24 protein-coding genes are annotated in these 26,521 nt (G+C 57.8%); 17 read left to right on the top strand and 7 right to left on the bottom strand.

The features are described 5' to 3' along the window. The first annotated feature begins 38 nt into the window (after positions 1 to 38). Positions 39 to 437, top strand: a complete 399-nt coding sequence (locus tag MKI83_RS10720; RefSeq protein ID WP_241585681.1) for a VOC family protein — start codon at positions 39 to 41, stop codon at positions 435 to 437. Here the strand turns inward: MKI83_RS10720 and MKI83_RS10715 are convergent. Genes MKI83_RS10715 through map form a run of 7 tightly spaced genes read right to left on the bottom strand, consistent with a single transcriptional unit; the run spans position 434 to position 8,204 of the window. Beyond that, positions 434 to 844: a SufE family protein gene (locus tag MKI83_RS10715; RefSeq protein ID WP_241585679.1), complete on the bottom strand. Its 411-nt coding sequence runs from the start codon at positions 842 to 844 to the stop codon at positions 434 to 436. The genes MKI83_RS10720 and MKI83_RS10715 overlap by 4 nt on opposite strands. Next, positions 841 to 2,046: an aminotransferase class V-fold PLP-dependent enzyme gene (locus MKI83_RS10710; RefSeq protein ID WP_241585677.1), complete on the bottom strand. Its 1,206-nt coding sequence runs from the start codon at positions 2,044 to 2,046 to the stop codon at positions 841 to 843. The genes MKI83_RS10715 and MKI83_RS10710 overlap by 4 nt, the downstream gene beginning before the upstream one ends. A 19-nt stretch (positions 2,047 to 2,065) precedes the next feature. Next, complete coding sequence (dapD, locus tag MKI83_RS10705) at positions 2,066 to 3,100, bottom strand: 2,3,4,5-tetrahydropyridine-2,6-dicarboxylate N-succinyltransferase (RefSeq protein ID WP_241585675.1); 1,035 nt, start codon at positions 3,098 to 3,100, stop codon at positions 2,066 to 2,068. 60 nt (positions 3,101 to 3,160) lie between these two features. Continuing rightward, positions 3,161 to 3,511: an ArsC family reductase gene (locus tag MKI83_RS10700; RefSeq protein WP_241585673.1), complete on the bottom strand. Its 351-nt coding sequence runs from the start codon at positions 3,509 to 3,511 to the stop codon at positions 3,161 to 3,163. Beyond that, positions 3,508 to 4,710: a succinyldiaminopimelate transaminase gene (dapC, locus tag MKI83_RS10695; RefSeq protein WP_241585671.1), complete on the bottom strand. Its 1,203-nt coding sequence runs from the start codon at positions 4,708 to 4,710 to the stop codon at positions 3,508 to 3,510. The genes MKI83_RS10700 and dapC overlap by 4 nt, the downstream gene beginning before the upstream one ends. Before the next feature lie 11 nt (positions 4,711 to 4,721). After that, positions 4,722 to 7,424, bottom strand: coding sequence for a [protein-PII] uridylyltransferase (locus tag MKI83_RS10690; protein ID WP_241585662.1), 2,703 nt, complete (start codon positions 7,422 to 7,424; stop codon positions 4,722 to 4,724). 9 nt (positions 7,425 to 7,433) lie between these two features. After that, entirely contained in the window at positions 7,434 to 8,204 is a 771-nt protein-coding gene (map, locus tag MKI83_RS10685) for a type I methionyl aminopeptidase (protein WP_241585660.1), read from the bottom strand. Positions 8,205 to 8,487: 283 nt separating this feature from the next. Between map and rpsB the strand changes: the two genes are divergently transcribed. From rpsB to dnaE, 16 genes are all read left to right on the top strand, one after another. Further along, the gene (rpsB, locus tag MKI83_RS10680) at positions 8,488 to 9,225 is read left to right on the top strand and encodes a 30S ribosomal protein S2 (protein ID WP_241585658.1); all 738 of its coding nucleotides are present in this window, start codon (positions 8,488 to 8,490) and stop codon (positions 9,223 to 9,225) included. A gap of 115 nt (positions 9,226 to 9,340) precedes the next feature. Next, complete coding sequence (tsf, locus tag MKI83_RS10675) at positions 9,341 to 10,210, top strand: translation elongation factor Ts (RefSeq protein WP_241585656.1); 870 nt, start codon at positions 9,341 to 9,343, stop codon at positions 10,208 to 10,210. A 79-nt stretch (positions 10,211 to 10,289) separates the two neighbouring features. Next, on the top strand, positions 10,290 to 11,018 hold the full coding sequence (gene pyrH, locus MKI83_RS10670; protein ID WP_241585654.1) for a UMP kinase: 729 nt from the start codon (positions 10,290 to 10,292) through the stop codon (positions 11,016 to 11,018). Positions 11,019 to 11,020: 2 nt separating this feature from the next. Next, a complete protein-coding gene (frr, locus tag MKI83_RS10665) occupies positions 11,021 to 11,578 on the top strand; it encodes a ribosome recycling factor (RefSeq protein WP_241585652.1) in 558 nt (185 codons plus the stop codon). 9 nt (positions 11,579 to 11,587) lie between these two features. Further along, positions 11,588 to 12,355: a polyprenyl diphosphate synthase gene (gene uppS, locus MKI83_RS10660; protein WP_241585650.1), complete on the top strand. Its 768-nt coding sequence runs from the start codon at positions 11,588 to 11,590 to the stop codon at positions 12,353 to 12,355. Next, complete coding sequence (locus MKI83_RS10655) at positions 12,349 to 13,164, top strand: phosphatidate cytidylyltransferase (RefSeq protein WP_241585648.1); 816 nt, start codon at positions 12,349 to 12,351, stop codon at positions 13,162 to 13,164. Before uppS ends, MKI83_RS10655 begins: the two co-directional genes overlap by 7 nt. Beyond that, positions 13,149 to 14,342 (top strand): 1-deoxy-D-xylulose-5-phosphate reductoisomerase, encoded by a 1,194-nt coding sequence (gene ispC / locus MKI83_RS10650; RefSeq protein WP_241585645.1) that lies wholly within the window; start codon positions 13,149 to 13,151, stop codon positions 14,340 to 14,342. Before MKI83_RS10655 ends, ispC begins: the two co-directional genes overlap by 16 nt. Positions 14,343 to 14,355: 13 nt before the next feature. Beyond that, the gene (gene rseP / locus MKI83_RS10645; protein WP_241585643.1) at positions 14,356 to 15,708 is read left to right on the top strand and encodes a sigma E protease regulator RseP; all 1,353 of its coding nucleotides are present in this window, start codon (positions 14,356 to 14,358) and stop codon (positions 15,706 to 15,708) included. Positions 15,709 to 15,782: 74 nt separating this feature from the next. After that, positions 15,783 to 18,194: an outer membrane protein assembly factor BamA gene (gene bamA, locus MKI83_RS10640; protein WP_241585641.1), complete on the top strand. Its 2,412-nt coding sequence runs from the start codon at positions 15,783 to 15,785 to the stop codon at positions 18,192 to 18,194. 40 nt (positions 18,195 to 18,234) lie between these two features. Beyond that, positions 18,235 to 18,741, top strand: a complete 507-nt coding sequence (locus MKI83_RS10635) for an OmpH/Skp family outer membrane protein (RefSeq protein WP_241585639.1) — start codon at positions 18,235 to 18,237, stop codon at positions 18,739 to 18,741. A gap of 4 nt (positions 18,742 to 18,745) precedes the next feature. Then, the gene (lpxD, locus tag MKI83_RS10630) at positions 18,746 to 19,792 is read left to right on the top strand and encodes a UDP-3-O-(3-hydroxymyristoyl)glucosamine N-acyltransferase (RefSeq protein WP_241585637.1); all 1,047 of its coding nucleotides are present in this window, start codon (positions 18,746 to 18,748) and stop codon (positions 19,790 to 19,792) included. A gap of 83 nt (positions 19,793 to 19,875) precedes the next feature. After that, the gene (gene fabZ / locus MKI83_RS10625) at positions 19,876 to 20,316 is read left to right on the top strand and encodes a 3-hydroxyacyl-ACP dehydratase FabZ (protein ID WP_241585635.1); all 441 of its coding nucleotides are present in this window, start codon (positions 19,876 to 19,878) and stop codon (positions 20,314 to 20,316) included. Further along, on the top strand, positions 20,313 to 21,089 hold the full coding sequence (gene lpxA / locus MKI83_RS10620; RefSeq protein WP_241585633.1) for an acyl-ACP--UDP-N-acetylglucosamine O-acyltransferase: 777 nt from the start codon (positions 20,313 to 20,315) through the stop codon (positions 21,087 to 21,089). Before fabZ ends, lpxA begins: the two co-directional genes overlap by 4 nt. Before the next feature lie 3 nt (positions 21,090 to 21,092). After that, a complete protein-coding gene (lpxB, locus tag MKI83_RS10615) occupies positions 21,093 to 22,238 on the top strand; it encodes a lipid-A-disaccharide synthase (RefSeq protein WP_241585624.1) in 1,146 nt (381 codons plus the stop codon). Further along, positions 22,238 to 22,846 (top strand): ribonuclease HII, encoded by a 609-nt coding sequence (gene rnhB, locus MKI83_RS10610; RefSeq protein ID WP_241585622.1) that lies wholly within the window; start codon positions 22,238 to 22,240, stop codon positions 22,844 to 22,846. Before lpxB ends, rnhB begins: the two co-directional genes overlap by 1 nt. Before the next feature lie 89 nt (positions 22,847 to 22,935). Beyond that, the gene (dnaE, locus tag MKI83_RS10605) at positions 22,936 to 26,454 is read left to right on the top strand and encodes a DNA polymerase III subunit alpha (protein ID WP_241585620.1); all 3,519 of its coding nucleotides are present in this window, start codon (positions 22,936 to 22,938) and stop codon (positions 26,452 to 26,454) included. Positions 26,455 to 26,521 lie beyond the last annotated feature (67 nt).

The following is a 26,521-nucleotide window of genomic DNA, read 5'->3' as shown; positions in this document are numbered from 1 at the left end:
ACAGGCGCAACAACTGGCGTAATAGAAGGAGCAATAACATGGAGCGTTTGCACATCCTGCGTGTCGCCAGACCCACCGATCACCTCGACCAAGTCGTCGCGATGTACTGCCAAGGGCTGGGCTATCAGGTGCTGGCCAGCTTTGCCGATCATCACGGCTTTGACGGCGCCATCCTCGGCCTGAAGTCGCACAGCGTGCATCTGGAGTTTACCCACTGCCACGGCCATCGCGTGGGCAAAGCACCGACGCAAGACAACCTGCTGGTGTTTTATCTGCCAGATGAAGCCGAGTGGCAGGCCCGCTGCGCTGCGATGGCGGCAGCCGGTTTTACGCCCGTGACCTCGTTCAACCCGTACTGGGATGTGCAGGGCAAAACCTTTGAGGATGTGGACGGCTATCGGGTGGTGATTCAGTGCGAGGTGTGGCAGGACGTTTAAGTCGCGCGGCTCAGCGCGAGCACACGCTGCACCACCGCATTTAACCCATTAGCCCGCGAAGGGCTGAGTTGTTGTTTGAGGCCAAGCTGAGTTAACCAGTCGGGCCAATCTACGTGCGCCAGTTCGGCGGCTGTTAAACCATTGGCACGCAGCAGCAGGCAGGCGAGCAGGCCGCGAATCAGGCGGGCGTCGCTGCTGGCGCTAAAGTGCAGCGCGGTGCCTTGCTGGGCGCAACGTAGCCAGACTTGGCTGTCGCAGCCGTGGACGAGGTCTTGCTCATTACGTCGTTCGCTAGCAAAGCTCGGTAGCTGGTTGCCCAGTTGCAGCAGAGCGCGGTTGCGGCCTTCAAAGCTTGGCGATTGTTGCAGCAGGTTGAGTACTTGTTGTGCGGCGGCGGGCAGGCTCATGGCGTGGGTTCCTCTTGCAGTAGCGCCAAGGCGTTATCCAACGCGGTGAAAAAGCGCTCAAGGTCGGCGTCTTGGCTGTACAGGCTGAGGGAAACGCGCGTACTGCCGGCCACGCCAAGGGTGGCCATCAGTGGGTGGGCGCAGTGTTGGCCGCTACGCACGGCGATGCCTTGTTCATCCAATAATTGAGCAAGGTCGGCGTGGTGCACAGCGTCGACGACAAACGACACCAGCGCGGCATCGCTGTCACCCAAGCGGCGCACACCGGCACGCTGGTCGAGGCCGTCTTTAAGGTGCTGCAATAGCGCCGCTTCGTGAGCAGCGACGGCGCTGCGATCCAGCGCGCGCAGATACGCCAAGCTGGCGCGCAGGGCGAGTACCGCGCTGATCGGCGGAGTGCCGGCCTCAAAGCGCAGTGGCGCGGCTTGAAAGCTGGCGCTGGCACGGCTGACCTGTTGCACCATCTCGCCACCGAATTGCCACGGCGGCAGTTGGCTGAGCAGGCTGTGGCGACCATACAGCACGCCGAGGCCGTCCGGCCCGTATAACTTGTGTGCCGAGAACACATAGAAGTCGCAGCCCAAGGCGCGCACATCCACCGTGCCATGCACAATGCCTTGTGCGCCATCGACCACCGACAACGCGCCGTGCTGCTCTGCCAGCGCGCACAGCTCGCGCACCGGCTGAACCGTGCCGAGCACGTTAGATAACTGGGTAACGGCCAAGAGCTTAGTGCGCGGGTTAAACAACTTACTGGCCGCTGTCATGTCGATATGCCCGCTGGCGGTGATGGGTAGCCACACCAGTGTGGCACTCCGGCGCGCGGCCAGTTGTTGCCACGGCAGCAGATTGGCGTGATGTTCCAGCGGGCTGAGCAGCAGCTCGTCACCAGCTTGAATCTGTGGCTCTAGGGCGTAGGCCAGTAAGTTAAAGGCTTCGGTGGCGCTGCGAGTGAAGACGATCTCGTCGCGCTGGGCGGCGCCAATAAACGTGGCCACCTCATCGCGGCAGGCTTCAAAAGCTGTGGTCACTTCATCGGCCAACCGATAGCCGGCGCGGTGCACATTGGCTACGCCTTGGCTTAAGTAAGTCTGTAGCGCAAGCAACAGCGCCGCCGGCTTTTGCGCGGTGGCGGCGCTGTCTAAGTAGGTAATGCCCCGCGCAGCCAAAGCGGCCAGCGCGGGGAAGTCGTTATGCCACATGGCGTGTCGTTAACGAGGCTTAGTTATGTGCGTGCAGCTCGTGGTTGAGCTCGATGGCGGTTTTGTTGGTTTTGCACTCGATGGCGCCGGTCAGTGAGTTGCGGCGGAACAGCAGGCTGGCTTGGCCGGCCAAGTCGCGGGCTTTCACTTCTTTGACCAGCTGGCCTTCGCCGTCGAGCAGCAGCACTTTGGTGCCGGCGGTGATGTAAAGGCCGGCTTCGACGGTGCAGCTGTCGCCCAGCGGAATGCCGATGCCGGCGTTGGCGCCGATCAAGCACTTTTCGCCCACGGCGATGACGATGTTGCCGCCGCCGGACAGGGTGCCCATGGTCGAGCAGCCGCCGCCCAAGTCGGAACCCAAGCCAACAAATACGCCCGCCGAGATACGCCCTTCGACCATGCTGGTGCCTGCGGTGCCGGCGTTAAAGTTGACGAAGCCCTCGTGCATGATGGTGGTGCCTTCGCCCACGTAAGCGCCCAAGCGCACGCGTGCGGTGTCGGCGATGCGCACGCCGCTCGGTACCACGTAGTCGGTCATCTTGGGGAACTTGTCCACCGAGTTGACTTCCAGCACGTCGCCACTCAGGCGCGCTTGCAGCTGGCGCTGCGGCAGTTCGGCGAGGTCGATCGCGCCGTGATTAGTCCACGCCACGTTCGGTAGCAGCGGGAAGATGCCGGCCAGCACCACGCCGTGTGGCTTCACCAAGCGGTGCGAGAGCAGGTGCAGCTTGAGGTAAGCCTCGGGGGTCGAAGCCGGGTTGTTGTCTTCGGCCAATAACACGGCGACCAGCGGCTTGCGGCTGTGGGTCATTTGCTCCAGCACTTGCGCTTGCTCGGCAAAGCCTGCGGCTTGCACGGCTTCGGCGAGGCCGGCGCACAGGCCTACGTCCAGCGCGATGGCGTGGTTGCCGCCGTGGTAGCCCAGCTTGCCGGCAATGGCGGCGGTCAGTTCGGCTGGCGGATTAAGCAGCGGCTTGGGGTAGTAGACTTCCAGCCAGTCACCGTTGCTGTTCTGCGTGCCAATACCAAAAGCGAGGCTAAAGAGGGCGGTCATGTCGTTTCCTTAAGTCTGTGGGTGGCAATCAATTCAGTGTAAAGCGCGGCGCAGCTGGCATTAGCCGTCAAGATGAGTGGCGTACAGCTCGGGCTTAAAGCCGAGTAGATGCTGGTCGGCCAATGCCAGCACTGGCCGCTTGATCATCGACGGTTGCGCCTGCATGAGGCGGATGGCCTTGGCTTGGTCGAGATCGGCTTTGTCAGCGTCGCTTAGCTTGCGAAAGGTGGTGCCGGCGCGGTTCAGCACCTTGTCCCAACCCAGCTCATCGCACCAAGTGGCGAGCAGCTCGGCGCTCGGCGCACCGTCTTTTTTGTAGTCGTGAAAGGTGTAGGTCACGCCGTGCTCATCGAGCCAGGTGCGGGCTTTTTTCATCGTGTCGCAGGCTTTGATGCCGTACAGGGTCATCATGCGAGGCTCTCCACAAAGCGGCGGATACGTTGCGCGGCTTCAATGCACTCGGCCAGCGGCGCGACCAAGGCTAAACGCACGCGCTGAGCGCCAGGGTTGTCGCCGTTGACCTCGCGCGAGAGGTACGAGCCGGGCACCACGGTGACGTGTTCAGCCGCGTACAGGCGGCGCGCGAATTCGGTGTCACTGATCGGTGTGCGCGGCCACAGGTAAAAGCTCGCATCGGGGCGCTCGACGTCGAGCACCGGCTGCAAAATCGCGAGCACGGCGTCGAACTTGGCGCGGTACAAGTCGCGATTAGCGAGCACATGGGCTTCGTCATTCCACGCGGCGATGCTGGCCAGCTGGCTGGCGATTGGCATTGCACAGCCGTGATAGGTGCGATAACGCAAAAAGGCTTGCAGTAGGCTGGCGTCGCCGGCGACAAAGCCTGAGCGCAGCCCCGGCAAGTTAGAGCGCTTGGACAGGCTGTGGAACACCACGCAGCGGGCGAAGTCAGTGCGGCCTAGCTCGGCGCAGGCTTGCAGTAGGCCGACCGGCGGCGCGGCTTCATCAAAGTACAGCTCGCTGTAGCACTCGTCGGAGGCGATCACGAAGTCGTATTGATCGGCCAGTGCGATCAGTTGTTGCAGTGTGCTGCTAGGAATCACCGCCCCAGTGGGGTTGCCGGGGGAGCACAAAAACAGCAATTGGCAGCGCTGCCAAATGTCGGCAGGCACCGCGCTGAAGTCCGGAATAAAACCGTGCTCGGCGTGGCATGCCAAGTAGTGTGGCTGCACGCCGGCCAGCAGCGCCGCGCCTTCGTAGATTTGATAGAAGGGGTTGGGGCTGACCACCAAGGCATCGCTTGGGCGGTTGTCGATGATGGTTTGGGTGAAGGCAAACAGCGCCTCACGGGTGCCGTTGACCGGCAGCACTTGGGTGTCCGCATTCAAGCCGTTGTCGCCCAAGGCAAAGCGTCGTTCGGCCCAGCGGGCAATCTGCTGGCGCAGGGCGGGCAAACCAGCGGTGGTGGGGTACACCGCCAGCTGCGCGAGGTTGTCGGCCAAGGCTTGGGCGACAAAGGCCGGCGAGGCGTGCTTGGGCTCGCCAATCGACAACGCAATCGGGCTCTTATCCGCCGCCGGCGTGACGCCAGCAAACAGCGCGCGCAGTTTTTCAAACGGGTAGGGGTGCAGGTGTTCGAGAGCTGGGTTCATAACCGTCCTGATTAAAAAACGATGGGCGCAGGCACTGTGTTATCGCCTTGTGCATCGGAAAGCTGGGTGACGATGGCATCGCTCAAGCGCTGGCATAGGTCGGGGTCGGCCAGCGGCTGATTGTTGGCGTCAGTGACAAAGAACACGTCTTCCACGCGCTCGCCCAAGGTGACGATTTTGGCGTTCTGCAGCGACAGGTCAAAGTCCAGGAAGATGCCGCCAATGCGTGCCAGCAGGCCTGGTCGATCCGGCGCCAGTAGCTCCAACACGCTGACGTGGCGAGCGGCGTCGTTGTGGATGGTGACCTGCGGCTTAAAGGCAAACTGCTTGAGTTGGCGCGGGGTGCGGCGCTGGATGATTTCTGGGTAGTCGTCCGGATTTTTCAGCGCGGCGACCAAGCCTTCACGAATCTGGCGCAGGCGCGTGGCGTCGTTATCCAGTGGCTCGCCGTCGGCGTTCAACACGATGTAGGTGTCGAGGGTGAACTGGCTGGTGGAGGTGATGATGCGCGCATCCTGAATGCTCAGGTTGAGCTGATCCATCGCGGCCACGCTAACGGCGAAGAAGTCGTGCTGGTCCGGCGCGTAGATAAAGATTTGGGTGGCGCCTTCAAACTGTCGCTGCGTGGTTTCACGCGTCAGCACCAGTGGCTCGGGATTATCGCCGTGCGCCAAGATGGCTTCGGTGTGCCAAGCCACGTCGGCGCTGTCGTGCCGCAGGAAGTAGTCATCGCCGAGGGCTGTCCACAGTTGTTCGGCGTCATCGGCGTCGATGCCTGCGCGGTGCAGCAGATCAATCGCGGCTAACTGGGTTTCGCGGATCGACTCTTCGCGGTCTTCTGGGTTTTCTAGGCCACGTTGCAGCGCGCGCTTGGTGGCGGTGAACAGCTGGCGTAACAGCGAGGCACGCCACGAGTTCCACAGCGTCGGGTTGGTGGCGTTGATGTCTGAGACGGTGAGTACGTAGAGGTAGTCAAGGCGCGTTTGATCGCCGACATACTGGGCGAACTCGTGAATCACGTCGGGGTCGGTGATGTCTTTGCGCTGCGCGGTGGTCGACATCACGAGATGGCTTTTCACCAGCCAGCTGATCAGACGGGTATCCCACGCCGGCAGGTGATGACGCCGGCAGAAGATTTCGGCATCCACGGCGCCCAGTTCCGAGTGGTCGCCGCCACGGCCTTTGCCGATGTCGTGGTACAGGCCTGCCAAGTACAGCAGCTCGCGCTTGGGCAGGCGTTCGAACACCTCATAGGCCAGCGGGAACTTCTCTTGAAACATGGGCACTTTGAGTTTGCGAATGTGCTTGATCACATTCAGCGTGTGCGCATCCACGGTGTAAATGTGGAATAGGTCGTGCTGCATCTGGCCGACGATGCGGCCGAATTCGGGCAGGTAGCGCCCGAGAATGCCGTAGCGGTTCATACGGCGCAGGTTTTGATGAATGCCTTGGGCGCAGCGGAACAGCTCGATAAACAACGAGGTGTTGCGCAGGTCACCGCGGAAGGTGTCATCGATCAAGTGGCGGCTGTCGCGGATCAGGCGGATGGTTTCGGAACGCACGCCCTTGATCTCAGGGTTCTGTGCCAGCAGGACAAAAATTTCCAGCAGGGCAAACGGGGTGCGTTTAAACACCTTAGGGTGCACCGCCTCAATGTAGTTATTGCGCACTTGGAAGCGGCTGTTGAGCGGCTTGATGCTGTCGGGCTGCTCGCGATTGCTGGTCAGTTCGGTGAAGTACTGCATGAACAAGTCGGCCAGCTCGGAGATCGACATCACGCGACGGTAGTACTGTTGCATAAACGCTTCGACCGCCAACTTGGCGTCGTCGTCGTTAAAGCCAAACAGGGTGGCAATTTTGCGTTGTTGGTCAAACAGTAGGCGGTCTTCGGCGCGCTTGGCTTGCATGTGCAGGGCGTAGCGCACGCGCCAGAGAAACTCTTGCCCACTACTGAGCAGGCTGAATTCGCCCTCGGTGAGTAATTCGCGCTGGACCAGCTCGTGCAGGTCGCTGGTGCCGAATTGGCGGCGGGCAATCCATAAAATGGTTTGAATATCACGCAGGCCACCGGGCGAGCCTTTGACGTTGGGCTCAAGGTTGTACTCGGTGTCACCGTATTTGCTGTAGCGCCCTTGCAGTTCTTCACGCTTAGCGCGGAAAAACTGGCGGCTGCTCCACATGTGCTCCGTGCTGGTGGCCTCTTGCATGCGTTGGCGCAGCGCATCGGGGCCAGTGATGGTGCGGCTTTCCATCAGGTTGGTGATGATGGTCAGGTCGCCGCGGGCTTCATCGGCACACTCGGCGATGCTGCGCACGCTTTGCCCGACTTCTAGGCCAATGTCCCACAGCAGCATCAAAAATTGCTCGATGGATTCGCGGTGCGCTTCGTGCTCGTCAGCGGCCAGCAGAATCAATAGATCAATATCCGAGTGCGGGTGCAGCTCGCCACGCCCATAGCCGCCGACGGCGACCAGGCTGATGCCGCTGCCGGCGCTCCAGTCAAAGCGCTGCCAGGCATGCCCCAAGACTTGATCGATTAACCAAGCGCGGGCTTTGATCAGCTCGCGAATGTCCACGCCCGCGACAAAGCGCCGGTCTAGCTCTTCACCGCCTTGGCGCAGGGCTTTTTTGAAGGCTGCAAGGGGGCTGGTCTTGAGGGCCAGTTCCGCTTGGAACTGGCCGGCGTCAAACAAAGCGTTATCGAGCTGGGACATGCCGCGTCCTTATTGGAAGGTTTCTTCGCTGCGGCGCGTGAGCACCTCGTAACCATCGGCGGTAACCAAGATGGTGTGTTCCCACTGCGCTGAGAGCTTGCGATCTTTGGTTTTTGCCGTCCAGCCATCGCCCATGACGCGAGTGCCGGCCACGCCTTGGTTGATCATCGGCTCAATGGTGAAGGTCATGCCTTCTTTAAGCTGCATGCCGGTGCCGGCTTTGCCGTAGTGCAGTACTTGCGGCTCTTCATGGAAGACCGCGCCAATGCCGTGGCCGCAGAACTCGCGCACCACAGAATAGTTGTGGCTTTCCGCGTATTGCTGAATCACCGCGCCGATGTCGCCCAAATAAGCGCCGGGCTTAACCAGCGCGATGCCTTTATAGAGGCACTCTTGGGTGACTTCGCACAGGCGCTTGGCCCACTCGGGCGTGTCGCCGACATAAAACATCTTGCTGGTGTCACCGTGGTAGCCGTCTTTGATCACGGTGACGTCGATGTTGATGATGTCGCCATTTTTGAGCGGCTTGTCGTTGGGAATGCCGTGACAGACCACGTCGTTGATCGAGGTGCAGATCGACTTGGGGAAACCTTTGTAATTGAGCGGTGCAGGGATGGCCTGCTGCTGATTGACGATGTAGTCGTGGCACAGGCGGTCGAGCTCGTTGGTCGTTACCCCAGGTTTAACGTGCGCGCCAATCATGTCCAGCACTTCGGCGGCGAGGCGGCCAGCAATGCGCATCTTGTCAATTTCAGCGGCGGTTTTGATGGTAACGGTCATGATGGCTCTCGGGGGCTCGGGGTGTCTTTATAGAAGGGCGGCTATATTACCAGCTTGTGCCGCCTGCCTTGAAGTTTGCTGGTCGAGCCGCTCGCGCCGAGCGCTGGATTGTGATTGGCGGGTAGCTTGCCTTGGCTGGATATGGTATAAAGCGCGCGCTTTTGCGGCGTGGTGCCGTGAAGGCTATTAAAAACCGCACACGTATCGACACCACGACCTGGGTGCCTTCGGGTTGGTCGCGGGGATGCGTGGAGGCCCAACCCAAATCTCGAGGAAGATTTAAATGACTCAAGTCACTATGCGCGACATGCTGAAGGCCGGTGTGCACTTCGGCCACCAGACCCGTTACTGGAACCCGAAGATGGGCAAGTACATCTTTGGCGCGCGCAACAAGATTCACATCATTAACTTGGAAAAAACCCTGCCGATGTTCAACAACGCGCTGTCGTTTGTTGAGAAGTTGGCTGGCGGTAAAAACAAGATTCTGTTCGTTGGCACCAAGCGTTCTGCTGGCAAGATCGTACGTGAAGAAGCGGCCCGTTGCGGTCAGCCTTTCGTTGATCATCGCTGGTTGGGCGGCATGCTGACCAACTACAAAACCATCCGTCAGAGCATCAAGCGTCTGCGTGACCTGGAAGCTCAAGAAGCTGACGGCACCTTCGCTAAGCTGACCAAGAAAGAAGCGCTGATGCGTTCGCGCGATCTGGAAAAGCTGGAGCGCAGCCTGGGTGGTATCAAGGACATGGGCGGTCTGCCTGACGCACTGTTCGTTGTTGACGTTGACCACGAGCGCATTGCTATCACCGAAGCCAACAAGCTGGGCATCCCAGTGATCGGCATCGTTGATACCAACAGCTGCCCGGACGGCGTTGACTTCATCATCCCCGGTAACGACGACGCCATTCGCGCCGTACAGCTGTACCTGACTGCTATGGCTGACGCAGTACTGCGCGGCAAGCAGAACGGCGGTGCTGGTGATGAGTTCGTAGAGCAAGTAGCTGCCGAGGCTTCTGAGGGTTAATCCTCAGCCTCTGGTGAGCGAGCAAAAAGGGGGCCAGGCCCCCTTTTTGCCACCTGAGTTTGATCCCGCCCGGCCCGCCGGGCGTTGTGATTTATCTAGTTAAGAGGAATGAGTGATGGCAGAGATTACTGCGGCCCTGGTTAAAGAACTGCGCGAGCGTACTGGCCTGGGCATGATGGAATGTAAGAAGGCCCTGGTTGCCGCCGAAGGCGACATCGAGAAAGCCATTGACGACATGCGCGCTGCTGGCGCCATCAAGGCAGCCAAGAAGTCTGGCAACATCGCTGCTGAAGGTGCTATCGGTATCAAACTGGCTGCCGACGGCAAAGCGGGTGTGATCATCGAAGTGAACTCGCAGACTGACTTCCTGGCTCTGCAAGACGATTTCAAAGGCTTCGTGGCCGCTAGCTTGGACAAGGCATTTGCTGACAGCCTGACCGACGCCGCCCCGTTGATCGCTGCTCAAGAAGAAGCGCGTTTGGCGCTGGTTTCTAAGTGCGGTGAAAACGTTAACATCCGCCGCTTGACGCGTGTTGAAGGTGATGTTGTTGGTTCTTACCTGCACGGTCACCGCATCGGTGTTCTGGTTGTGCTCAAAGGCGGTAACGCCGAGCTGGCCAAAGACATCGCCATGCACGTTGCTGCAAGCAACCCGGCTGTACTGAATCCGTCTGACGTGTCTGACGAGTTGGTTGCCAAAGAGAAAGAAATTTTCATGGCACTGAACGCAGACAAGATCGCGGGCAAACCAGCCAACATCGTTGAGAACATGATCAACGGCCGTATCAACAAGTTCTTGGCTGAAGCCAGCCTGGTTGAGCAGATCTTCATCAAAGACGGCGAAACCAAGGTCGGTGATCTGGCCAAGAAAGGCGGTGCTGAAATCGTTGCTTTCGTTCGTTACGAAGTGGGTGAAGGTATCGATAAGGGCGAAGTTGACTTCGCTGCTGAAGTGGCCGCTCAGGTTGCTGCCAGTAAGCAGTAAGTTAACCGCTTGATGTTATGCAAAGAGGCTGACCGCATTGCGTTCGGCCTCTTTGTCCATTGAATAAGAGGAGATTTCCATGGCCGCCAATCCACGTCAGCCGCGCTACAAGCGCATCCTGCTCAAGCTCAGCGGCGAAGCCCTGATGGGTAGCGAAGAATTTGGTATCGATCCCAAAGTACTGGATCGAATGGCATTGGAAATCGGCCAGTTGGTCGGCATCGGCGTGCAAGTTGGCTTGGTGATCGGTGGCGGTAATCTGTTCCGTGGCTCGGCGTTGTCCGCGGCAGGGATGGATCGTGTGACCGGTGATCACATGGGCATGCTGGCGACCGTGATGAACGCACTGGCCATGCGTGATGCGCTAGAGCGCTCCAATATTCCGGCGCTGGTGATGTCGGCGATTTCGATGGTGGGCGTAACCGACCATTACGATCGTCGCAAAGCCATGCGTCACTTGAAAACCGGCGAGGTAGTGATCTTCTCGGCGGGCACCGGTAACCCCTTCTTTACCACGGACTCGGCGGCGTGTTTGCGCGGTATCGAAGTCGATGCGGACATCGTACTTAAAGCCACCAAGGTCGATGGGGTATATACTGCCGATCCTTTTAAAGATCCGAATGCTGAAAAGTTCGAACGCCTAAGCTACGACGAAGTGCTTGATCGTAAGCTGGGGGTGATGGATTTGACGGCGATTTGCTTGTGCCGCGATCACAATATGCCGCTTCGGGTCTTCAATATGAATAAGTCTGGCGCCCTGCTGAATATCGTCGTGGGCGGCGCCGAAGGCACTTTGGTCGAGGGATAATCATGATCAACGAAATCAAAAAAGAAGCGCAGACGCGCATGCAAAAGTCAGTTGAATCGCTGGAGCATGCTTTCGCCAAAATCCGTACTGGCCGCGCGCACCCGAGCATTCTTGATAGCGTGATGGTGTCTTACTACGGTTCTGACACGCCGCTGCGCCAAGTTGCCAACGTAGTCGCCGAAGATGCGCGCACACTGGCGCTGACTGTGTTTGACAAGAGCATGATTCAGGCTGTCGAAAAGGCCATCATGACGGCTGATTTGGGGCTTAACCCTTCCAGCGCCGGTACCACCATTCGTGTGCCGATGCCGATGCTGACTGAAGAAACGCGCAAGGGTTACACCCGTCAAGCACGCCAAGAGGCTGAGCAAGGCCGCGTGGCGGTGCGCAATATCCGTCGCGATGCGCTGGCGCAGCTCAAAGACCTGCAAAAAGAGAAAGAAATCTCTGAAGACGACGAGCGCCGTGGCGCTGACGACGTGCAGAAGCTGACCGACAAGTTCATCGCGGATATCGAAAAGGCGTTGGAAGCTAAAGAAGCCGATCTGTTGGCTGTGTAAGACGCCTGCATGTTGAAGAAAAAGTCGAAAGCGGTGCCGCTGGCCGTTGTGCCGCGGCACGTTGCCATCATCATGGATGGTAATAATCGCTGGGCGAAAAAACGCTTGTTGCCGGGCGTGGCGGGGCACAAAGCGGGCGTTGATGCGGTGCGCGCGGTGATTGAAGTGTGTGCCGAACAAGGCGTTGAAGTGCTGACCTTGTTTGCTTTCTCAAGCGAGAATTGGCAGCGGCCGGCGGACGAGGTGAGCGCCTTGATGGAGCTATTCCTCAATGCGCTGCATCGCGAAACGCTGAAGCTGGATGAAAACAATATTCGCCTGCGTATCATCGGTGATCGCTCGCGCTTTCATCCGCAGCTTCAGCAAGCCATGCAAGAGGCCGAGGCGCAAACCGCGCACCACACGCGTTTTACTCTGCAAATTGCCGCTAATTACGGTGGGCAGTGGGACATCGTGCAAGCGGCGCAGAAGCTGGCGCTACAAGTCGAGCAGGGCGCGCTACGCAGTGATCAAATCACTGCGCAGTTGCTAGAGGCGGAGCTGTCGACCGCTGGCGTGCCGTTGCCAGACTTGTGCATTCGCACCAGTGGTGAGCATCGCATCAGTAATTTCCTTTTATGGCAGCTGGCGTATAGCGAGCTGTATTTCACTGATTTGTACTGGCCAGACTTTCGTCACGATGCCATGCGCGCAGCCTTGGTGGATTTCGCCATGCGTCAGCGCCGCTTCGGCAAGACCAGTGAACAAATAGACGCGGAGCAGCGCACCTCATGCTAAAGCAACGCATCATCACTGCGCTGATTCTGGCGCCGCTGGCATTGGCCGGTTTTTTTATGTTGTACGGCGTCAAGTTCGCCTTGTTCATCACCGCGGTGGTGATGATTGCGGCTTGGGAGTGGGCGCGGCTTGCCGGCTGTGTGGCGCAATGGCAACGCGTGCTCTACGCGGCGCTGATCGGGGGCGCCATTTATGAGTTGTGGTGGCATCCGCAGTGGGCGCAACAAGTCTTGCTGTGGAGCGCTGCATGGTGGGCGCTGGCAGTGTTCTTGGTGGCGTTCTTCCCGCGCATGGGGCGTGTTTGGCAGGGGCGGCCACAGGGCTTGCTGATTGGCTTTTTTGTGTTGCTACCTGCTTGGCAAGGTCTACAGATATTGAAGGGCTGGCCACAAGGCAATGCGCTGATTTTGGCGGTGATGATTTTGGTCTGGGGTGCCGATGTAGGTGCTTACTTCGCCGGTAAGGCCTTCGGTAAGCGCAAGTTGGCACCTGCGGTAAGCCCCGGTAAAAGCTGGGAAGGTTTGTTTGGTGGTTTGGCGCTAACCCTGCTTATCGCCGCCGGCGTCGGCTTTTACCGCGAGGTGGACAGTGAAAGCCTGCTGTTGATGCTTTGTGGTACGGCTGTGGTGGTGCTGTTTTCGGTGGTGGGCGATCTGAATGAGAGCATGTTTAAGCGCCACACCGGCATCAAAGACAGCAGTAATCTACTGCCGGGGCATGGCGGCGTGATGGATCGCATCGATAGCTTAACCGCCGCCATACCCGTGTTCACCTTGCTGTTGTGGGTGAGTGAATGGGGTCCGCTGTAACCATGCAACGGGTGACGGTGTTGGGGGCCACAGGCTCCATCGGCTTAAGCACGCTGGACGTGCTAGCGCGTCATCCCGAGCAATATCGTGTTTTTGCCTTAACCGCGCACAGTCGTCTTGCGGAGCTAGAGCAGCTCTGTCTGCAGCATCGCCCGCAGTTTGCCGTGGTGCCCACCGAGGCGGCCGCCAAGCACCTGCGCGGTGGCTTACAGGCGGCGGGCGTTAGTGTTGATGTATTAGTCGGCGAGGCCGGTTTGTGTGCCGTGGCCGAGCATGCAGAAGTTGATTGCGTGATGGCGGCCATTGTCGGGGCTGCCGGACTTCTGCCGACGTTGGCGGCCGTGCGGGCTGGCAAAAAAGTGCTGCTGGCCAATAAAGAAGCCTTGGTCATGTCCGGTGCGTTGTTTATGCGGGCCGTCCGTGAGCATGGTGCGCAGTTGTTGCCCATTGATAGCGAGCACAACGCCATTTTCCAGTGCTTACCTGCGGACTATGCGCGCGGCTTATCGGCTACGGGGGTGCGGCGCATTTTGCTGACTGCATCCGGTGGGCCGTTTCGGGAGTGGACACCTGAGCAGCTCGCCCGTGTGACACCGGCACAAGCTTGCGCACACCCAAATTGGTCAATGGGGCGCAAAATCTCTGTCGACTCGGCCAGCTTGATGAACAAAGGACTTGAGTTAATTGAGGCGTGCTGGTTGTTCGATGCGTGCCCTGAGCAGGTCGAAGTGGTGGTGCACCCGCAGAGCGTGATTCATTCGCTGGTCGACTATGTGGATGGCTCGGTATTAGCGCAGATGGGGAATCCAGACATGCGTACCCCAATCGCCCATGCTTTGGCTTGGCCGGCGCGAATTGACTCGGGTGTTGCGCCATTGGATTTGCTGCAGGTGGCGCATCTGGACTTTGCCGCGCCTGACATGCAGCGTTTCCCGTGTTTACGCTTGGCGCGCGAGGCGGCACAAGCCGGCGGCACCGCTCCTGCCTTGATCAATGCGGCGAATGAGGTGGCGGTTGAGGCTTTTCTTGCCGAGCGTTTAGCCTTTATGCACATTCCACAGTTAGTTGAGCGCGTGCTAGAACAAGTGGCGACGCGGCCTGTCACTTCATTGGAGTGCGTTCTCGAGGCGGATCGCCAGGCCCGCGAAGCAGCGCAGCGCCATTTGGCCAGCGCTTAACCCGAGGTTTTTGATGAGTTCTCTGTACATGTTGGTCGGCACCTTAATCGCCTTAGGCGTGCTGGTGACTTTTCATGAGTTTGGTCATTTCTGGGTGGCGCGGCGCTGCGGGGTAAAAGTGCTGCGTTTTTCCGTGGGTTTTGGTGCGCCTTTACTGCGCTGGCATGACAAGCGCGGCACTGAGTTCGTGATCGCCGTGTTGCCATTGGGCGGCTACGTCAAAATGCTCGATTCACGTGAAGGTGACGTGGCTGAGCAAGAATTAGCGCAGAGCTTTAACCATAAACCCGTCGGCCAGCGCATGGCGATTGTCGCCGCAGGGCCGGTGGCTAATTTCTTGTTGGCACTGCTGTTCTTTTGGATCGTGGCGATGCTCGGTAGCGAGCAGATGCGCCCGGTGATTGGTGCAATTACGCCGGATAGCCTCGCTGAGCAGGCCGGTCTACATGTCGGCGATGAGATTGTGGCGATCGACGGTGTTAAAACGCCAAGCTGGGATGCCGTAACGCTGCAGTTAGTGGCGCGTCTTGGTGAAAGTGGTGCGCTGCGCCTGCGTGTGTTGCCGCAAGACAGTTCGTTAGAGCAGGAGCGCGTACTGCAACTGGCTGATTGGCAGCGTGGGGTGGATAGTCCATCGCCGCTGCGTTCGCTGGGCTTGCAGCCTTGGGTGCCTGAGCTGCCACCGATTTTGGATCGCTTAGAACCTGAGGCGCCTGGGGTGTTGGCGGGTTTGCAGGCAGGCGATCGCATCCTGAGTCTCGATGGTATTCAAGTCGATCGCTGGGAAGCCTTGGTGGAACTGATTCGTCAGCGTCCGGGTCAGAGTGTTAGCGTTGAATACTCGCGGGCAGGGCAAACGGCCGAGGTCTCCGTGGTGCTGGCTGTGCGTGAAGAAGGCGAGCAGCGATTTGGCTACCTAGGGGCTGGCGTGCAAATGCCCGTGATTGCGCCCAGCATGTTGCGTCAGGTTAGCTTTGGGCCGCTGGAGGCAATCCCTGAGGCGGCCGCGCAGACTTGGCGGATGAGCGTGCTTACGCTCGACTCCCTGCGCAAGATGCTGATGGGCGAGCTGTCGGCAAAAAACTTGAGTGGCCCCATAACCATTGCTAAAGTGGCGGGCGCTTCGGCGGAGTCGGGGGTTGAAGACTTCCTGAAGTTTCTTGCTTATCTAAGCATCAGCTTGGGGGTTTTAAACCTGCTGCCAGTGCCGGTATTGGATGGCGGACATCTGGTTTTTCACTTGGTTGAGTGGATTCGCGGCAAGCCCTTGTCTGAGCGTATGCAGATGATTGGGCTGCAGATAGGCATGGGATTAGTGTTCAGCGTGATGTTGCTGGCGCTGTATAACGATCTGGCTCGCTGGTAACGGCGCGGTTAGAAGATTTTTTGGCTGCGTCTACTAAACGTGGCTTTCAAGACTGTCGGAAGAACAAGGATTTCATGAAACGTTACCTGCTTTGCGCGCTCATCGGGGCGCTGCTCTCCACCGAGGTCTACGCCGAGGCTTTTCGCATCGCCGATATCCGCGTTAACGGCTTGCAGCGTGTTTCCGCTGGTAGCTTGTTCTCGGCGCTGCCGCTGAACGTTGGCGATGAGGCGGATGATCGTACGCTGGTAGAAGCGACCCGCGCCTTGTTCAAAACCGGTTTCTTCCAAGATATTCGCTTAGGCCGCGATGGCAGCGTGCTGGTGATCGAAGTCGTTGAACGTCCTTCGATCTCGACCATTGAGATTGAGGGTAACAAAGCGATCTCTACGGAAGACTTGCTTAAAGGCTTAGATCAATCGGGTCTGGCTGAGGGTGAAATCTTCCAGCGTGCCACGCTTGAAGGTGTGCGTAACGAGTTGCAGCGTCAGTACATCGCGCAAGGCCGCTATGCCGCAGAAGTTGAAGCGGAAGTAGTGCCGCAGCCGCGTAACCGCGTTTCGCTGAAAATCACTATCAGTGAAGGGCCTGTCGCCAGCATTCAGCACATCAACGTGGTGGGTAACACGGTCTTCCCCGAAGAGGATTTGATTGATCTTTTCGAGTTGAAGACCACAGGCCTCTTCTCTTTCTTCAAAAACGATGACAAGTACGCTCGCGAAAAACTCTCGGGTGACCTTGAGCGTCTGCGCTCGTATTACCTAGATCGCGGTTACATCAACATGGATGTGGCCTCAACTCAGGTATCTATCACACCGGATAAAAAGCACGTCTATATCACGGTTAACGTGAACGAGGGCGACAAGTACACGGTGCGCGAGGTCAAGCTGACCGGTGACTTGAAAGTGCCGGAAGAAGAAGTTCAGGCCTTATTGCTGGTGAAAGAAGGCCAAGTCTTCTCGCGTAAAGTCATGACCACCACCAGTGAGCTGGTGACGCGTCGACTGGGTAACGAAGGCTATACCTTCGCCAACGTTAACGGCGTGCCTCAAGCGCACGATGAAGACAAAACGGTCAGCGTGACCTTTGTGGTCGAGCCGGGTAACCGCGCTTACGTTAATCGGATTAACTTCCGTGGCAACACCAAAACAGAAGACGAAGTGCTGCGCCGCGAAATGCGCCAAATGGAAGGCGGCTGGGCGTCAACCTACCTGATCGACCAATCCAAAGCGCGCTTGGAGCGTTTGGGCTTCTTCAAAGAAGTCAACGTTGAAACGCCTGCCGTGCCAGGCCGCGAAGATCAAGTTGACGTGAACTACACCGTTGAAGAACAGCCATCCGGCTCGATCACCGCCAGTGTGGGTTTTGCCCAGAACGCTGGTTTAATCCTCGGCGGCTCAATCGTGCAGAATAACTTCTTGGGCACAGGTAATCGCGTCAGCGTTAACCTGACTCGTTCTGAGTACCAAGAAGTTTATAGCTTTGGTTTTGTCGATCCGTATTGGACAGTTGATGGCGTCAGCTTTGGCTACAACGCCTTCTATCGCACCACCGACTATGACGAGTTGGACACCGACATTTCTAGCTATGCGGTAGACAGCTACGGTGGTGGCATTAGCTTTGGCTACCCGATCAGTGAAATCTCGCGCCTGACTTACGGTTTGAACGTGCAGCAAGATGACATCAGTACCGGTATTTATACCGTTGATGAAATCTATGACTTCTTAAGGAATGAAGGGGATAGCTACCTGAACTTTAAGGGCTCGATTGGTTGGTCGGAGTCGACACTGAACCGTGGTGTGCTAGCTACTCGCGGTTATTCGCAGAGCTTAGTGTTTGAAACCACCTTGCCCGGCAGTGATTTGTCATTCTACAAGATTGACTACCGTGGCCAGCGTTTTGCCTCGCTGACAGAAAACCTGACCATGCGTTACCACGCCGAATTGGGCTACGGCGATTCTTACGGCTCTACTTCGGACCTGCCGTTCTATGAGCATTACTATGCCGGCGGTTTTAACTCGGTACGTGGCTTTAAAGACAATACGTTGGGCCCACGCAGCACGCCTAGCAGAGCTTATCCAAGCCTTCCAGCGGATAACCCAGCTAATGCAAATAAGTGCAATCCTGTCACTGGCATTTGTACTGATACCGATCAAGATCCGCTGCCCTTCGGTGGTAACGTGCTGATGACCGGCGGTATTGAGGTGTTGTTCCCAGTGCCATTCATCAAAGACCAGCGTTCGTTGCGTACTGCGGTGTTCTGGGATGTGGGTAATGTGTTCGATACCAACTGCAGTAAGAGTCAGGACGTCCGTAAAGATGCGGCCTGTGATCTGGATATCGGCAACCTAGCCAGCTCGGTGGGTTTAGGCGTGACTTGGATTACCGGCCTCGGCCCGCTGAGCTTCTCGCTTGCTGCGCCGATCAAGAAGCCGGATGATGCGGAAACCCAGATCTTCCAGTTCTCGCTGGGTCAAACCTTCTAATTTTTATAACAAGTAACAAACCTCTATTGGGGAGTGGATCGTGCGTAAGTTGACTCAAATCGCCATGATGGCAACCGCGTTGTTGGCTGCACCGGCCTTCGCAGAAATGAAAATCGCGGTGTTGAACTACCAGATGGCTCTGCTTGAGTCGGATGCTGCTAAGAAGTACGCCGTTGAGGCCGAAAAGAAGTTTGGTCCTGAGCTGTCTAAGCTCAAGGGCCTGGAAAGCTCAGCCAAGAGCATTCAAGACAAACTGATCAAAGGCGAAGGCAAACTGTCTGCGGCTGATCAACAGAAGCTGGAGCACGAGTTCAAGCAAAAAGCGCGTGATTTCCAGTTCCAGTCCAAGGAATTGAACGAAGCGAAAGCCATTTCGGATCGCGAAATGCTCAGCAAGTTAAAGCCTAAGCTGGATCAAGCAGTTGAAGAAGTCTTGAAAAAAGGCGGCTACGACATCGTGTTGGAGCGTGGCGCTGTTGTTGATGTGAAGCCGCAGCATGACATTACCCGCAATGTCATCGAGCGCATGAACCAGCTGGCGCGTTAATTTCGTGTTTACTTTGGCGCAATTGGCTGCACAGCTCGGCGCAGAGCTGCGTGGCCAGCCAGACTTGGTCATCACTGGCCTAGCCACCTTGCAGGAGGCTAAAGCCAGTGAGTTAAGTTTTCTTGCCAATGCGCAGTACCGTAAATACCTCGCGCAATCACAGGCCGGCGCGGTTCTGCTGACGGAGGCAGATGCGGCAACCTTCACCGGTAATGCCTTGGTTTTGGCTAATCCATATTTGGCCTACGCGCAGATTTCTCACCTGTTTGATCCAAAGCCTAAGCAGCCTGTCGGTGTTCATCCTACTGCGGTTGTCGATCCCAGTGCCTGCGTTGATGCCAGTGCTTGTGTCGGCCCTTATGTCGTGATCGAGGCCGATGCAGTGATTGGTCCGCGCGTCACCCTAAGTGCCCATTGTGTGGTCGGTGCGCGTAGCGTCATCGGTGCCGATGGCTGGTTGGCACCGCGGGTTGTGCTGTATCACGATGTACGTATTGGCGAGCGGGTGATGATTCAGTCCGGCGCGGTCGTTGGTGGCGAGGGTTTCGGCTTCGCTAACGATAAAGGCGTGTGGATCAAGATTGCCCAGATTGGTGGTGTGACTATTGGCGATGATGTCGAAATTGGCGCCAATACCACCGTTGATCGCGGTGCGCTGGCCGATACTCGCCTCGATAACGGGGTCAAGCTGGATAACCTCGTGCAGATCGCGCACAACGTGCACATTGGTGAACACTCGGCGATGGCTGGCTGCTCGGGCATTTCGGGCAGCACCAAAGTGGGCAAGCATTGCACTATTGCCGGTGGTGCGGGCTTGGTTGGCCATATCGAAGTGTGTGACAACACCTTTATTACCGGCATGACTATGGTCACGCGCTCGATCACTGAGCCTGGTGCTTATTCTTCGGGTACGGCCATGCAGAGCGCGGGTGACTGGAAGAAGAGTGCCGCGCGTTTCCGTCAATTAGACGACATGGCTAAGCGCTTACAGCAGTTGGAAAAACAGCTGGCGGCAGTGACTGCAGCCTCCTCTGGGCCATCGAAAGCTTAAGCGGTTACGCCCAAGCCGTCGGATAGAGGATATCCGCCACCTTGGGCGCAGCCTTTTTTCCTCGTTTTACAGGCTGTTTCTTCATGATGGATATCAACCAAATTCGCCAACTGCTGCCGCATCGCTACCCTTTTTTGTTGGTCGATCGCGTCGAGTCGATGGATCTCGAGACCAAGCAGATTAGCGCCTACAAGAATGTTTCGGTTAACGAGCCTTTTTTTAATGGCCATTTTCCGCAGCATCCCATCATGCCCGGCGTGCTGATTATTGAAGCGATGGCGCAGGCGGCCGGTATCTTAGGTTTTAGTATGATGGGCCTCACACCTGAAGACGGTACGCTTTACTATTTTGTAGGCTCGGATAAGCTGCGTTTCCGCCAGCCCGTGGTGCCCGGTGACAAGCTGCAACTGAATGCGCGTTACCTGAGCAATAAACGTGGGATATGGAAGTTTGCCTGTGAGGCACTGGTGGATGGCAAGCCGGTTTGCTCGGCTGAAATCATCTGTGCGGAACGACAAGTATGAGTTTGATTGACCCTCGCGCGATCATCGATCCTCGCGCTACTTTGGCTGATGATGTTGAAGTTGGCCCTTGGAGCATTATTGGCCCTGACGTCAGCATCGGGGCTGGTACCGTGATTGGTCCGCATGTGGTCATCAAAGGACCGACTGTGATCGGTCAGCACAACCGTATTTATCAGTTCTCCTCGGTGGGCGAAGACACCCCTGATCTTAAGTACAAGGGTGAGCCTACCCGTTTGGTGATTGGCGATCACAACACTATTCGCGAGGGGGTGACTATCCATCGCGGAACCGTGCAGGATCGTAGCGAAACCACCATCGGTGATCACAACTTGCTCATGGCCTACGTGCATGTTGGGCATGACAGCGTGATTGCCAACCACTGCATTCTGGTGAATAACACCGCTTTGGCCGGACATGTGTGGGTGGATGATTGGGCGATCTTGTCTGGCTTCACGCTGGTGCATCAATTTTGCCGAATCGGCGCGCACAGTTTTTCCGGTATGGGCACCGCCATCGGCAAAGATGTGCCGGCGTATGTCACGGTGACAGGTAATCCGGCTGAGGCGCGCAGCATGAACTACGAAGGGCTGCGCCGTCGTGGCTTCTCGGATGCCGCCCTGTCGGCGCTGCGCAAAGCCTACAAGGTGGTTTATCGGCAGAGCCTTACGGTAGAGGCGGCGATCGCTGAGTTGGCGCCCTTAGCGGATGAGTTTCCAGAAGTGGCGGTCTTCCGCGACTCGATACAGTCTTCGACGCGCGGCATTACGCGTTAATTTATGAGTACCTCATCTCTACGTATCGCCATTGTGGTGGGCGAGGCCTCGGGCGATATTTTGGGTGCAGCCTTGATGCAGGCGCTCAAAACGCGTCATCCGCAGATTGAGTTTATTGGCATTGGCGGCCCACGCATGCTGGCCGAAGGCATGCATTGTTACTTCCCACAAGAGCGCTTAGCGGTAATGGGCTTGGTGGAAGTGCTGGGTCGTTTGCGCGAGCTGGTCAAGCGGCGCAAGCAGTTAGTGGCGGATTTGATCGCCGCTAAGCCCGATGTCGTCATCGGTATTGATGCGCCGGACTTTAACCTAGGGTTGGAGTTGGCCGTGCGTCAGGCCGGTATTAAAACCGTGCATTACGTCAGCCCGTCGGTGTGGGCGTGGCGGCAAAAGCGCGTACTGAAGATTCGCCAAGCGTGCGATCTGATGCTGACCTTGTTCCCCTTTGAAGCGCGCTTCTATGAAGAGCATCAGGTGCCGGTGGAGTTTGTTGGGCACTCGCTGGCCGACCAAGTGCCGCTGAGTGTTGATCAAACTGCTGTGCGGGCTGAGCTGGGGCTTGATCCGGCGCAGCCGGTATTGGCGTTGATGCCCGGCAGTCGCGGTGGTGAAGTGGAGCGCTTAGGCAGCTTGTTTTTTGATACCGCCGAGCGTTTGCGCGGCGAGATGCCGGCTTTGCAACTGGTCTTGCCCTGCGCCACGGCCGAACGCCGTTCTCAGCTTGAAGCGCAACTGGCGGGGCGTGATTTGCCGGTGCAATTGCTCGATGGTGATACCGCAAAAGCACTGACGGCGTGTGACGCCGTGCTGATTGCCTCGGGCACTGCGACCCTTGAGGCTCTGCTCTATCGCCGGCCAATGGTGGTGGCGTATCGCATGGCCGGACTCACCTATTGGCTGCTGCGTAAGCTGGTTAAAAGCCCGTACATATCGCTGCCTAACCTGCTAGCGGGCGAAGGCTTGGTGCCGGAAATCCTGCAAGAAGAAGCCACCGCCGAGCGCTTGGCGGCGGAAGTGAAGCCGTTACTGCAGCCGTGCACTCAGCGGGATACCTTGCTCGCGCGTTTTGCAGAGATTCACCTGCAATTGCGCCGCGGTGCGGCTGAGCGCGCAGCCGATGCGGTGCTGCGCCTGATCGGTCGCGCGTGATGGCTGACTTGAGTTTTCTGCCGCCTGACTATGCCGGTGAGTTGCTCCTCGCTGGCGTCGACGAAGTAGGCCGCGGTCCTCTGTGCGGTGCGGTAGTCACTGCGGCGGTTATTCTTGATCCGGCCAAGCCGATTGAAGGTCTGCGCGACTCCAAAAAACTCTCAGAAAAACGCCGTGATACCCTGTATGACGAAATACGCGACAAGGCGTTGGCGTGGTGCGTAGCGCGCGCGGAAGTCGCGGAAATCGATCAGCTCAATATCCTTCATGCCACGATGCTGGCCATGCAGCGTGCCGTCACGGGGCTCACGCTAGCTCCCAAGCGTGTGTTAATTGATGGCAACCGCTGCCCTCAGTTGCCGATGCCCGCCATGGCAGTGGTGAAGGGCGATAGTCGCGTGCCGGCGATCGCCGCGGCGTCGATCTTGGCTAAAGTCAGTCGCGATCGTGAGATGGTGGCCTTGGATGCGCAATATCCGGGTTACGGCATTGCGGGTCACAAAGGCTATCCCACCGCCGAGCATTTAGCCGCGCTGGAGCGTTTAGGCGTTACACCGATTCATCGCCGCTCCTTTGGGCCTGTGCGCCGGCAGCTGGAAAACCGCTAAAGCGCGACGGCACAAACGCATTCGCAGGTTACCGTGAGCCTGCCCTGCCGCTACAATTCCCCCACTGCTTACTTTGCCAAGGGCTGTGCATGTCTGTCTCTTTTGTTCATCTGCGTCTACACACCGAATATTCATTGGTTGATGGCTTAGTGCGCGTTAAAGCCCTGACCAAAGCGGTGGCCGCAGCGGGCATGCCGGCGGTGGCCGTGACAGACCAAAGCAACATGTGCTCGTTGGTCAAGTTTTACAAAAACGCCATGGGGGCCGGCATCAAGCCGATTTGCGGCGCGGACATTTGGCTCGCCAGCAGCGAAGAAGATGGCCCGCTGACGCGCATGACCTTATTGGCCATGAATGCTCAGGGCTATCGCAACCTCACCGAAATTATCTCGCGTGGCTGGAGCGAAGGGCAAAGCAACGATCTGGTGATTATCCAGCGTGACTGGGTCAAAGCGCAGGCCGAAGGCTTGATTGCGTTATCCGGCGCTAAAGAGGGCGATATTGGTCTTGCGCTGTTGGCCAACGATGCGGCGCGCGCCGAAGCGCTGCTGCAGGAATGGCAAGCGGTGTTTGCGGATCGTTTTTACCTTGAGCTACAACGCACCTCGCGCCCCGGTGATGAAGAGCACGTGCATGCGGCGGTGGCGCTGGCAACGCGCTGCCCGGTCGCGGTGGTGGCGACCAATGATGTGCGCTTCATCAAGCAAGATGATTTTGAAGCCCACGAAACCCGCGTGTGCATTGGTGAAAGTCGCGTACTGGATGATCCGCGCCGGCCGCGCACTTTCTCCGATCAGCAGTATTTAAAGTCGCCGGCGGAGATGGCCGAGCTGTTTAGCGATATCCCCGAGGCGCTGATCAACTCGGTGGAAATCGCCAAGCGCTGCAATATTGATGTGCAGCTGGGTACGCACTTCTTGCCGGACTTTCCCACGCCCAACGGCATGCCGATCGACGACTATTTGCGGCTGGCGTCATTTGAAGGCTTGGACGAGCGCTTGGCTGTGCTGCTGCCGCCGGAGACACCCGATTACGCCGCGAAAAAGCAGGTCTACATTGATCGACTGAATTTTGAGCTCGACATCATTATTCAGATGGGCTTTCCCGGTTACTTCTTGATCGTGATGGACTTTATCCAGTGGGCTAAGAGCAACGACGTGCCGGTCGGCCCTGGGCGGGGTTCGGGTGCCGGCTCGCTGGTCGCGTATGTGTTGAAAATTACCGACCTCGACCCACTGGCGTATGACTTGCTGTTCGAGCGCTTCTTGAATCCCGAGCGGGTGTCGATGCCCGACTTCGACGTCGACTTTTGCATGGACGGGCGCGACCGCGTGATCGACTACGTGGCCGATAAATACGGCCGCAATGCGGTGAGCCAGATCATCACCTTCGGCTCCATGGCGGCTAAGGCGGTGGTGCGCGACGTGGCGCGGGTGCAGGGTAAGTCCTACGGCTTGGCCGACCGGCTGTCGAAGATGATTCCGTTCGAGGTCGGCATGACCTTGGAAAAAGCCTTTGAGATGGAAGAGCCTTTGCGTGACTTCCTCAAGGTCGATGAAGAAGCGCAAGAAATTTGGGACATGGCCCTCAAGCTTGAGGGCATCACGCGTGGCACCGGCAAGCACGCCGGGGGCGTGGTGATTGCGCCGACCAAGTTGACCGACTTCTCGCCGATCGCCTGCGATGCCGAAGGCGGCGGTTTGGTGACGCAGTTCGATAAAGACGACGTTGAAGCCGCAGGCTTGGTCAAGTTCGACTTCCTCGGTCTGCGCACCCTGACCATCATCAAATGGGCGATGGAAACGATCAATCGCGAGCAAGCCAAGCAAGGGCTCGAGCCGCTGAACATCGACTTCATCCCGCTAGACGACAAGCCCACTTACGACATGCTGCAAAAGGCTGAGACCACCGCGGTGTTCCAGCTTGAATCGCGCGGCATGAAAGAGCTGATCAAAAAGCTCAAGCCTGACTGCTTGGAAGACATGATCGCACTGGTGGCCTTGTTCCGCCCGGGCCCGTTGCAGTCCGGCATGGTGGATGACTTCATTAACCGTAAGCATGGTCGCGAAAGCATTTCCTACCCACACCCAGATTATCAGTACGCTGGTCTTGAACCGGTGCTCAAGCCCACCTACGGCATCATTCTGTACCAAGAGCAGGTGATGCAAATTGCGCAGGTGATGGCCGGCTACACCTTAGGTGGCGCCGACATGCTGCGCCGCGCCATGGGTAAGAAAAAACCCGAAGAAATGGCCAAGCAGCGTGGCGGCTTTATTGAGGGTTGCGCCAATAACGGCATTAGCGCTGATCTGGCCGGTAACATTTTTGATCTGGTGGAAAAGTTCGCCGGCTACGGCTTTAACAAGTCGCACTCGGCAGCTTATGGCTTGGTGTCGTACCAAACCGCGTGGCTGAAGGCGCATTACCCCGCGCCGTTTATGGCCGCGGTGCTGTCCGCCGATATGCATAACACCGACAAGGTTGTGACCCTGATCGAAGAGTGCCGCAGCATGAAGCTGCGCATCGATGCGCCGGATGTGAATACCTCCGAATTCAAGTTCACCGTCAATGACGATGGCCGCATCGTGTATGGCTTGGGCGCCATTAAGGGCGTCGGCGAAGGGCCGGTTGAGGCGATTGTCGAGGCGCGCGCGGGCGGCCCGTTTGTTGACCTGTTCGACTTCTGTGCCCGCGTTGACCTTAAGCGAATCAATAAGCGCACCTTGGAAGCCTTGATTCGCAGCGGCGCTTTGGATCGTCAAGGCCCGTTCTATTTCGATGAAATCAAAGCCTACCAAGCCAATATCGATCGCAATCGCGCAGTGTTGTTAGCGTCAATGGCTGAGGCCATTCAAGCGGCGGAGCAAAGCGCGGCCAGCGCGGCCAGCGGCCACATGGATTTGTTTGGCGGTTTGTTTAGCGAAGCCGAATCAGACGTTTATGCCAATCACCGCCAAGCCCGCGAGATGAGCTTGAAAGAGCGCTTGGGGGGCGAAAAAGACACCTTGGGCCTGTACCTCACCGGTCACCCGATTGATGAGTACGAGGCCGAAGTTAGGCGCTTTGCTCGTCAACGCATTGTTGATTTAAAGCCCGCGCGCGGCACGCAAACCATTGCCGGCCTGATCGTCAGTCAGCGGGTGATGAAAAATAAGCGCGGCGACAAAATGGGCTTTGTTACCTTGGATGACCGCTCAGGCCGCATCGAAGCGTCGCTGTTTTCCGAGGCATTCGCTGCCGCGCAACCGCTACTGAAGGCGGACACCTTGGTCGTGGTGGAGGGCGAGGTCAGTATGGATGACTTCTCCGGTGGCCTGCGTTTGCGCGCCAAGCGCGTGTTAGGGCTGGAGGAGGCGCGCACTGGGTTGGCTGAAAGCTTGCGTATTCAGCTGCGGCACGATCAATTAAAGCCCGACAGTTTGCGTCAGCTCAGTGAGTTACTGGCGCGCCATCAGGGCCAGTGCCCAGTGAGTGTGGATTACCAAGGCGTAGGCGCTAAGGCGATGTTGCGCCTCGGCAGTCAATGGCTGGTGCAGCCCGGTGATGGTTTGATTCAAACGTTGCGTGACCAGTTCGGTCGCGACAGCGTCTTTTTGAACTACCGTTAGTCGGCCTAGGGTGGCTCGACGGCGCTGAACCGATCGCTTAAGGTAAGGCGCCAGAGCAAGGCAGCAC

Origin of the sequence: Atopomonas sediminilitoris, from assembly GCF_022601735.1 — a bacterium.
Taxonomy (GTDB): domain Bacteria; phylum Pseudomonadota; class Gammaproteobacteria; order Pseudomonadales; family Pseudomonadaceae; genus Atopomonas; species Atopomonas sediminilitoris.
Note: the sequence above shows the minus strand (reverse complement) of the source record. Positions and strands in the feature narration are given on the sequence as shown.

Excerpts from the sequence above, each read along its gene's own strand:
- bamA (WP_241585641.1), top strand. The coding sequence starts at position 15,783 with ATGAAACGTTACCTGCTTTGCGCGCTCATCGGGGCGCTGCTCTCCACC.
- dapD (WP_241585675.1), bottom strand. The coding sequence starts at position 3,100 with ATGACCGCCCTCTTTAGCCTCGCTTTTGGTATTGGCACGCAGAACAGC.
- pyrH (WP_241585654.1), top strand. The coding sequence starts at position 10,290 with ATGGCCGCCAATCCACGTCAGCCGCGCTACAAGCGCATCCTGCTCAAG.
- MKI83_RS10715 (WP_241585679.1), bottom strand. The coding sequence starts at position 844 with ATGAGCCTGCCCGCCGCCGCACAACAAGTACTCAACCTGCTGCAACAA.
- frr (WP_241585652.1), top strand. The coding sequence starts at position 11,021 with ATGATCAACGAAATCAAAAAAGAAGCGCAGACGCGCATGCAAAAGTCA.
- dnaE (WP_241585620.1), top strand. The coding sequence starts at position 22,936 with ATGTCTGTCTCTTTTGTTCATCTGCGTCTACACACCGAATATTCATTG.
- MKI83_RS10700 (WP_241585673.1), bottom strand. The coding sequence starts at position 3,511 with ATGATGACCCTGTACGGCATCAAAGCCTGCGACACGATGAAAAAAGCC.
- map (WP_241585660.1), bottom strand. The coding sequence starts at position 8,204 with ATGACCGTTACCATCAAAACCGCCGCTGAAATTGACAAGATGCGCATT.
- tsf (WP_241585656.1), top strand. The coding sequence starts at position 9,341 with ATGGCAGAGATTACTGCGGCCCTGGTTAAAGAACTGCGCGAGCGTACT.
- uppS (WP_241585650.1), top strand. The coding sequence starts at position 11,588 with ATGTTGAAGAAAAAGTCGAAAGCGGTGCCGCTGGCCGTTGTGCCGCGG.
- rnhB (WP_241585622.1), top strand. The coding sequence starts at position 22,238 with ATGGCTGACTTGAGTTTTCTGCCGCCTGACTATGCCGGTGAGTTGCTC.
- ispC (WP_241585645.1), top strand. The coding sequence starts at position 13,149 with ATGGGGTCCGCTGTAACCATGCAACGGGTGACGGTGTTGGGGGCCACA.
- lpxA (WP_241585633.1), top strand. The coding sequence starts at position 20,313 with ATGAGTTTGATTGACCCTCGCGCGATCATCGATCCTCGCGCTACTTTG.
- fabZ (WP_241585635.1), top strand. The coding sequence starts at position 19,876 with ATGATGGATATCAACCAAATTCGCCAACTGCTGCCGCATCGCTACCCT.
- rpsB (WP_241585658.1), top strand. The coding sequence starts at position 8,488 with ATGACTCAAGTCACTATGCGCGACATGCTGAAGGCCGGTGTGCACTTC.
- MKI83_RS10710 (WP_241585677.1), bottom strand. The coding sequence starts at position 2,046 with ATGTGGCATAACGACTTCCCCGCGCTGGCCGCTTTGGCTGCGCGGGGC.
- MKI83_RS10720 (WP_241585681.1), top strand. The coding sequence starts at position 39 with ATGGAGCGTTTGCACATCCTGCGTGTCGCCAGACCCACCGATCACCTC.
- rseP (WP_241585643.1), top strand. The coding sequence starts at position 14,356 with ATGAGTTCTCTGTACATGTTGGTCGGCACCTTAATCGCCTTAGGCGTG.
- lpxB (WP_241585624.1), top strand. The coding sequence starts at position 21,093 with ATGAGTACCTCATCTCTACGTATCGCCATTGTGGTGGGCGAGGCCTCG.
- dapC (WP_241585671.1), bottom strand. The coding sequence starts at position 4,710 with ATGAACCCAGCTCTCGAACACCTGCACCCCTACCCGTTTGAAAAACTG.
- MKI83_RS10690 (WP_241585662.1), bottom strand. The coding sequence starts at position 7,424 with ATGTCCCAGCTCGATAACGCTTTGTTTGACGCCGGCCAGTTCCAAGCG.
- MKI83_RS10655 (WP_241585648.1), top strand. The coding sequence starts at position 12,349 with ATGCTAAAGCAACGCATCATCACTGCGCTGATTCTGGCGCCGCTGGCA.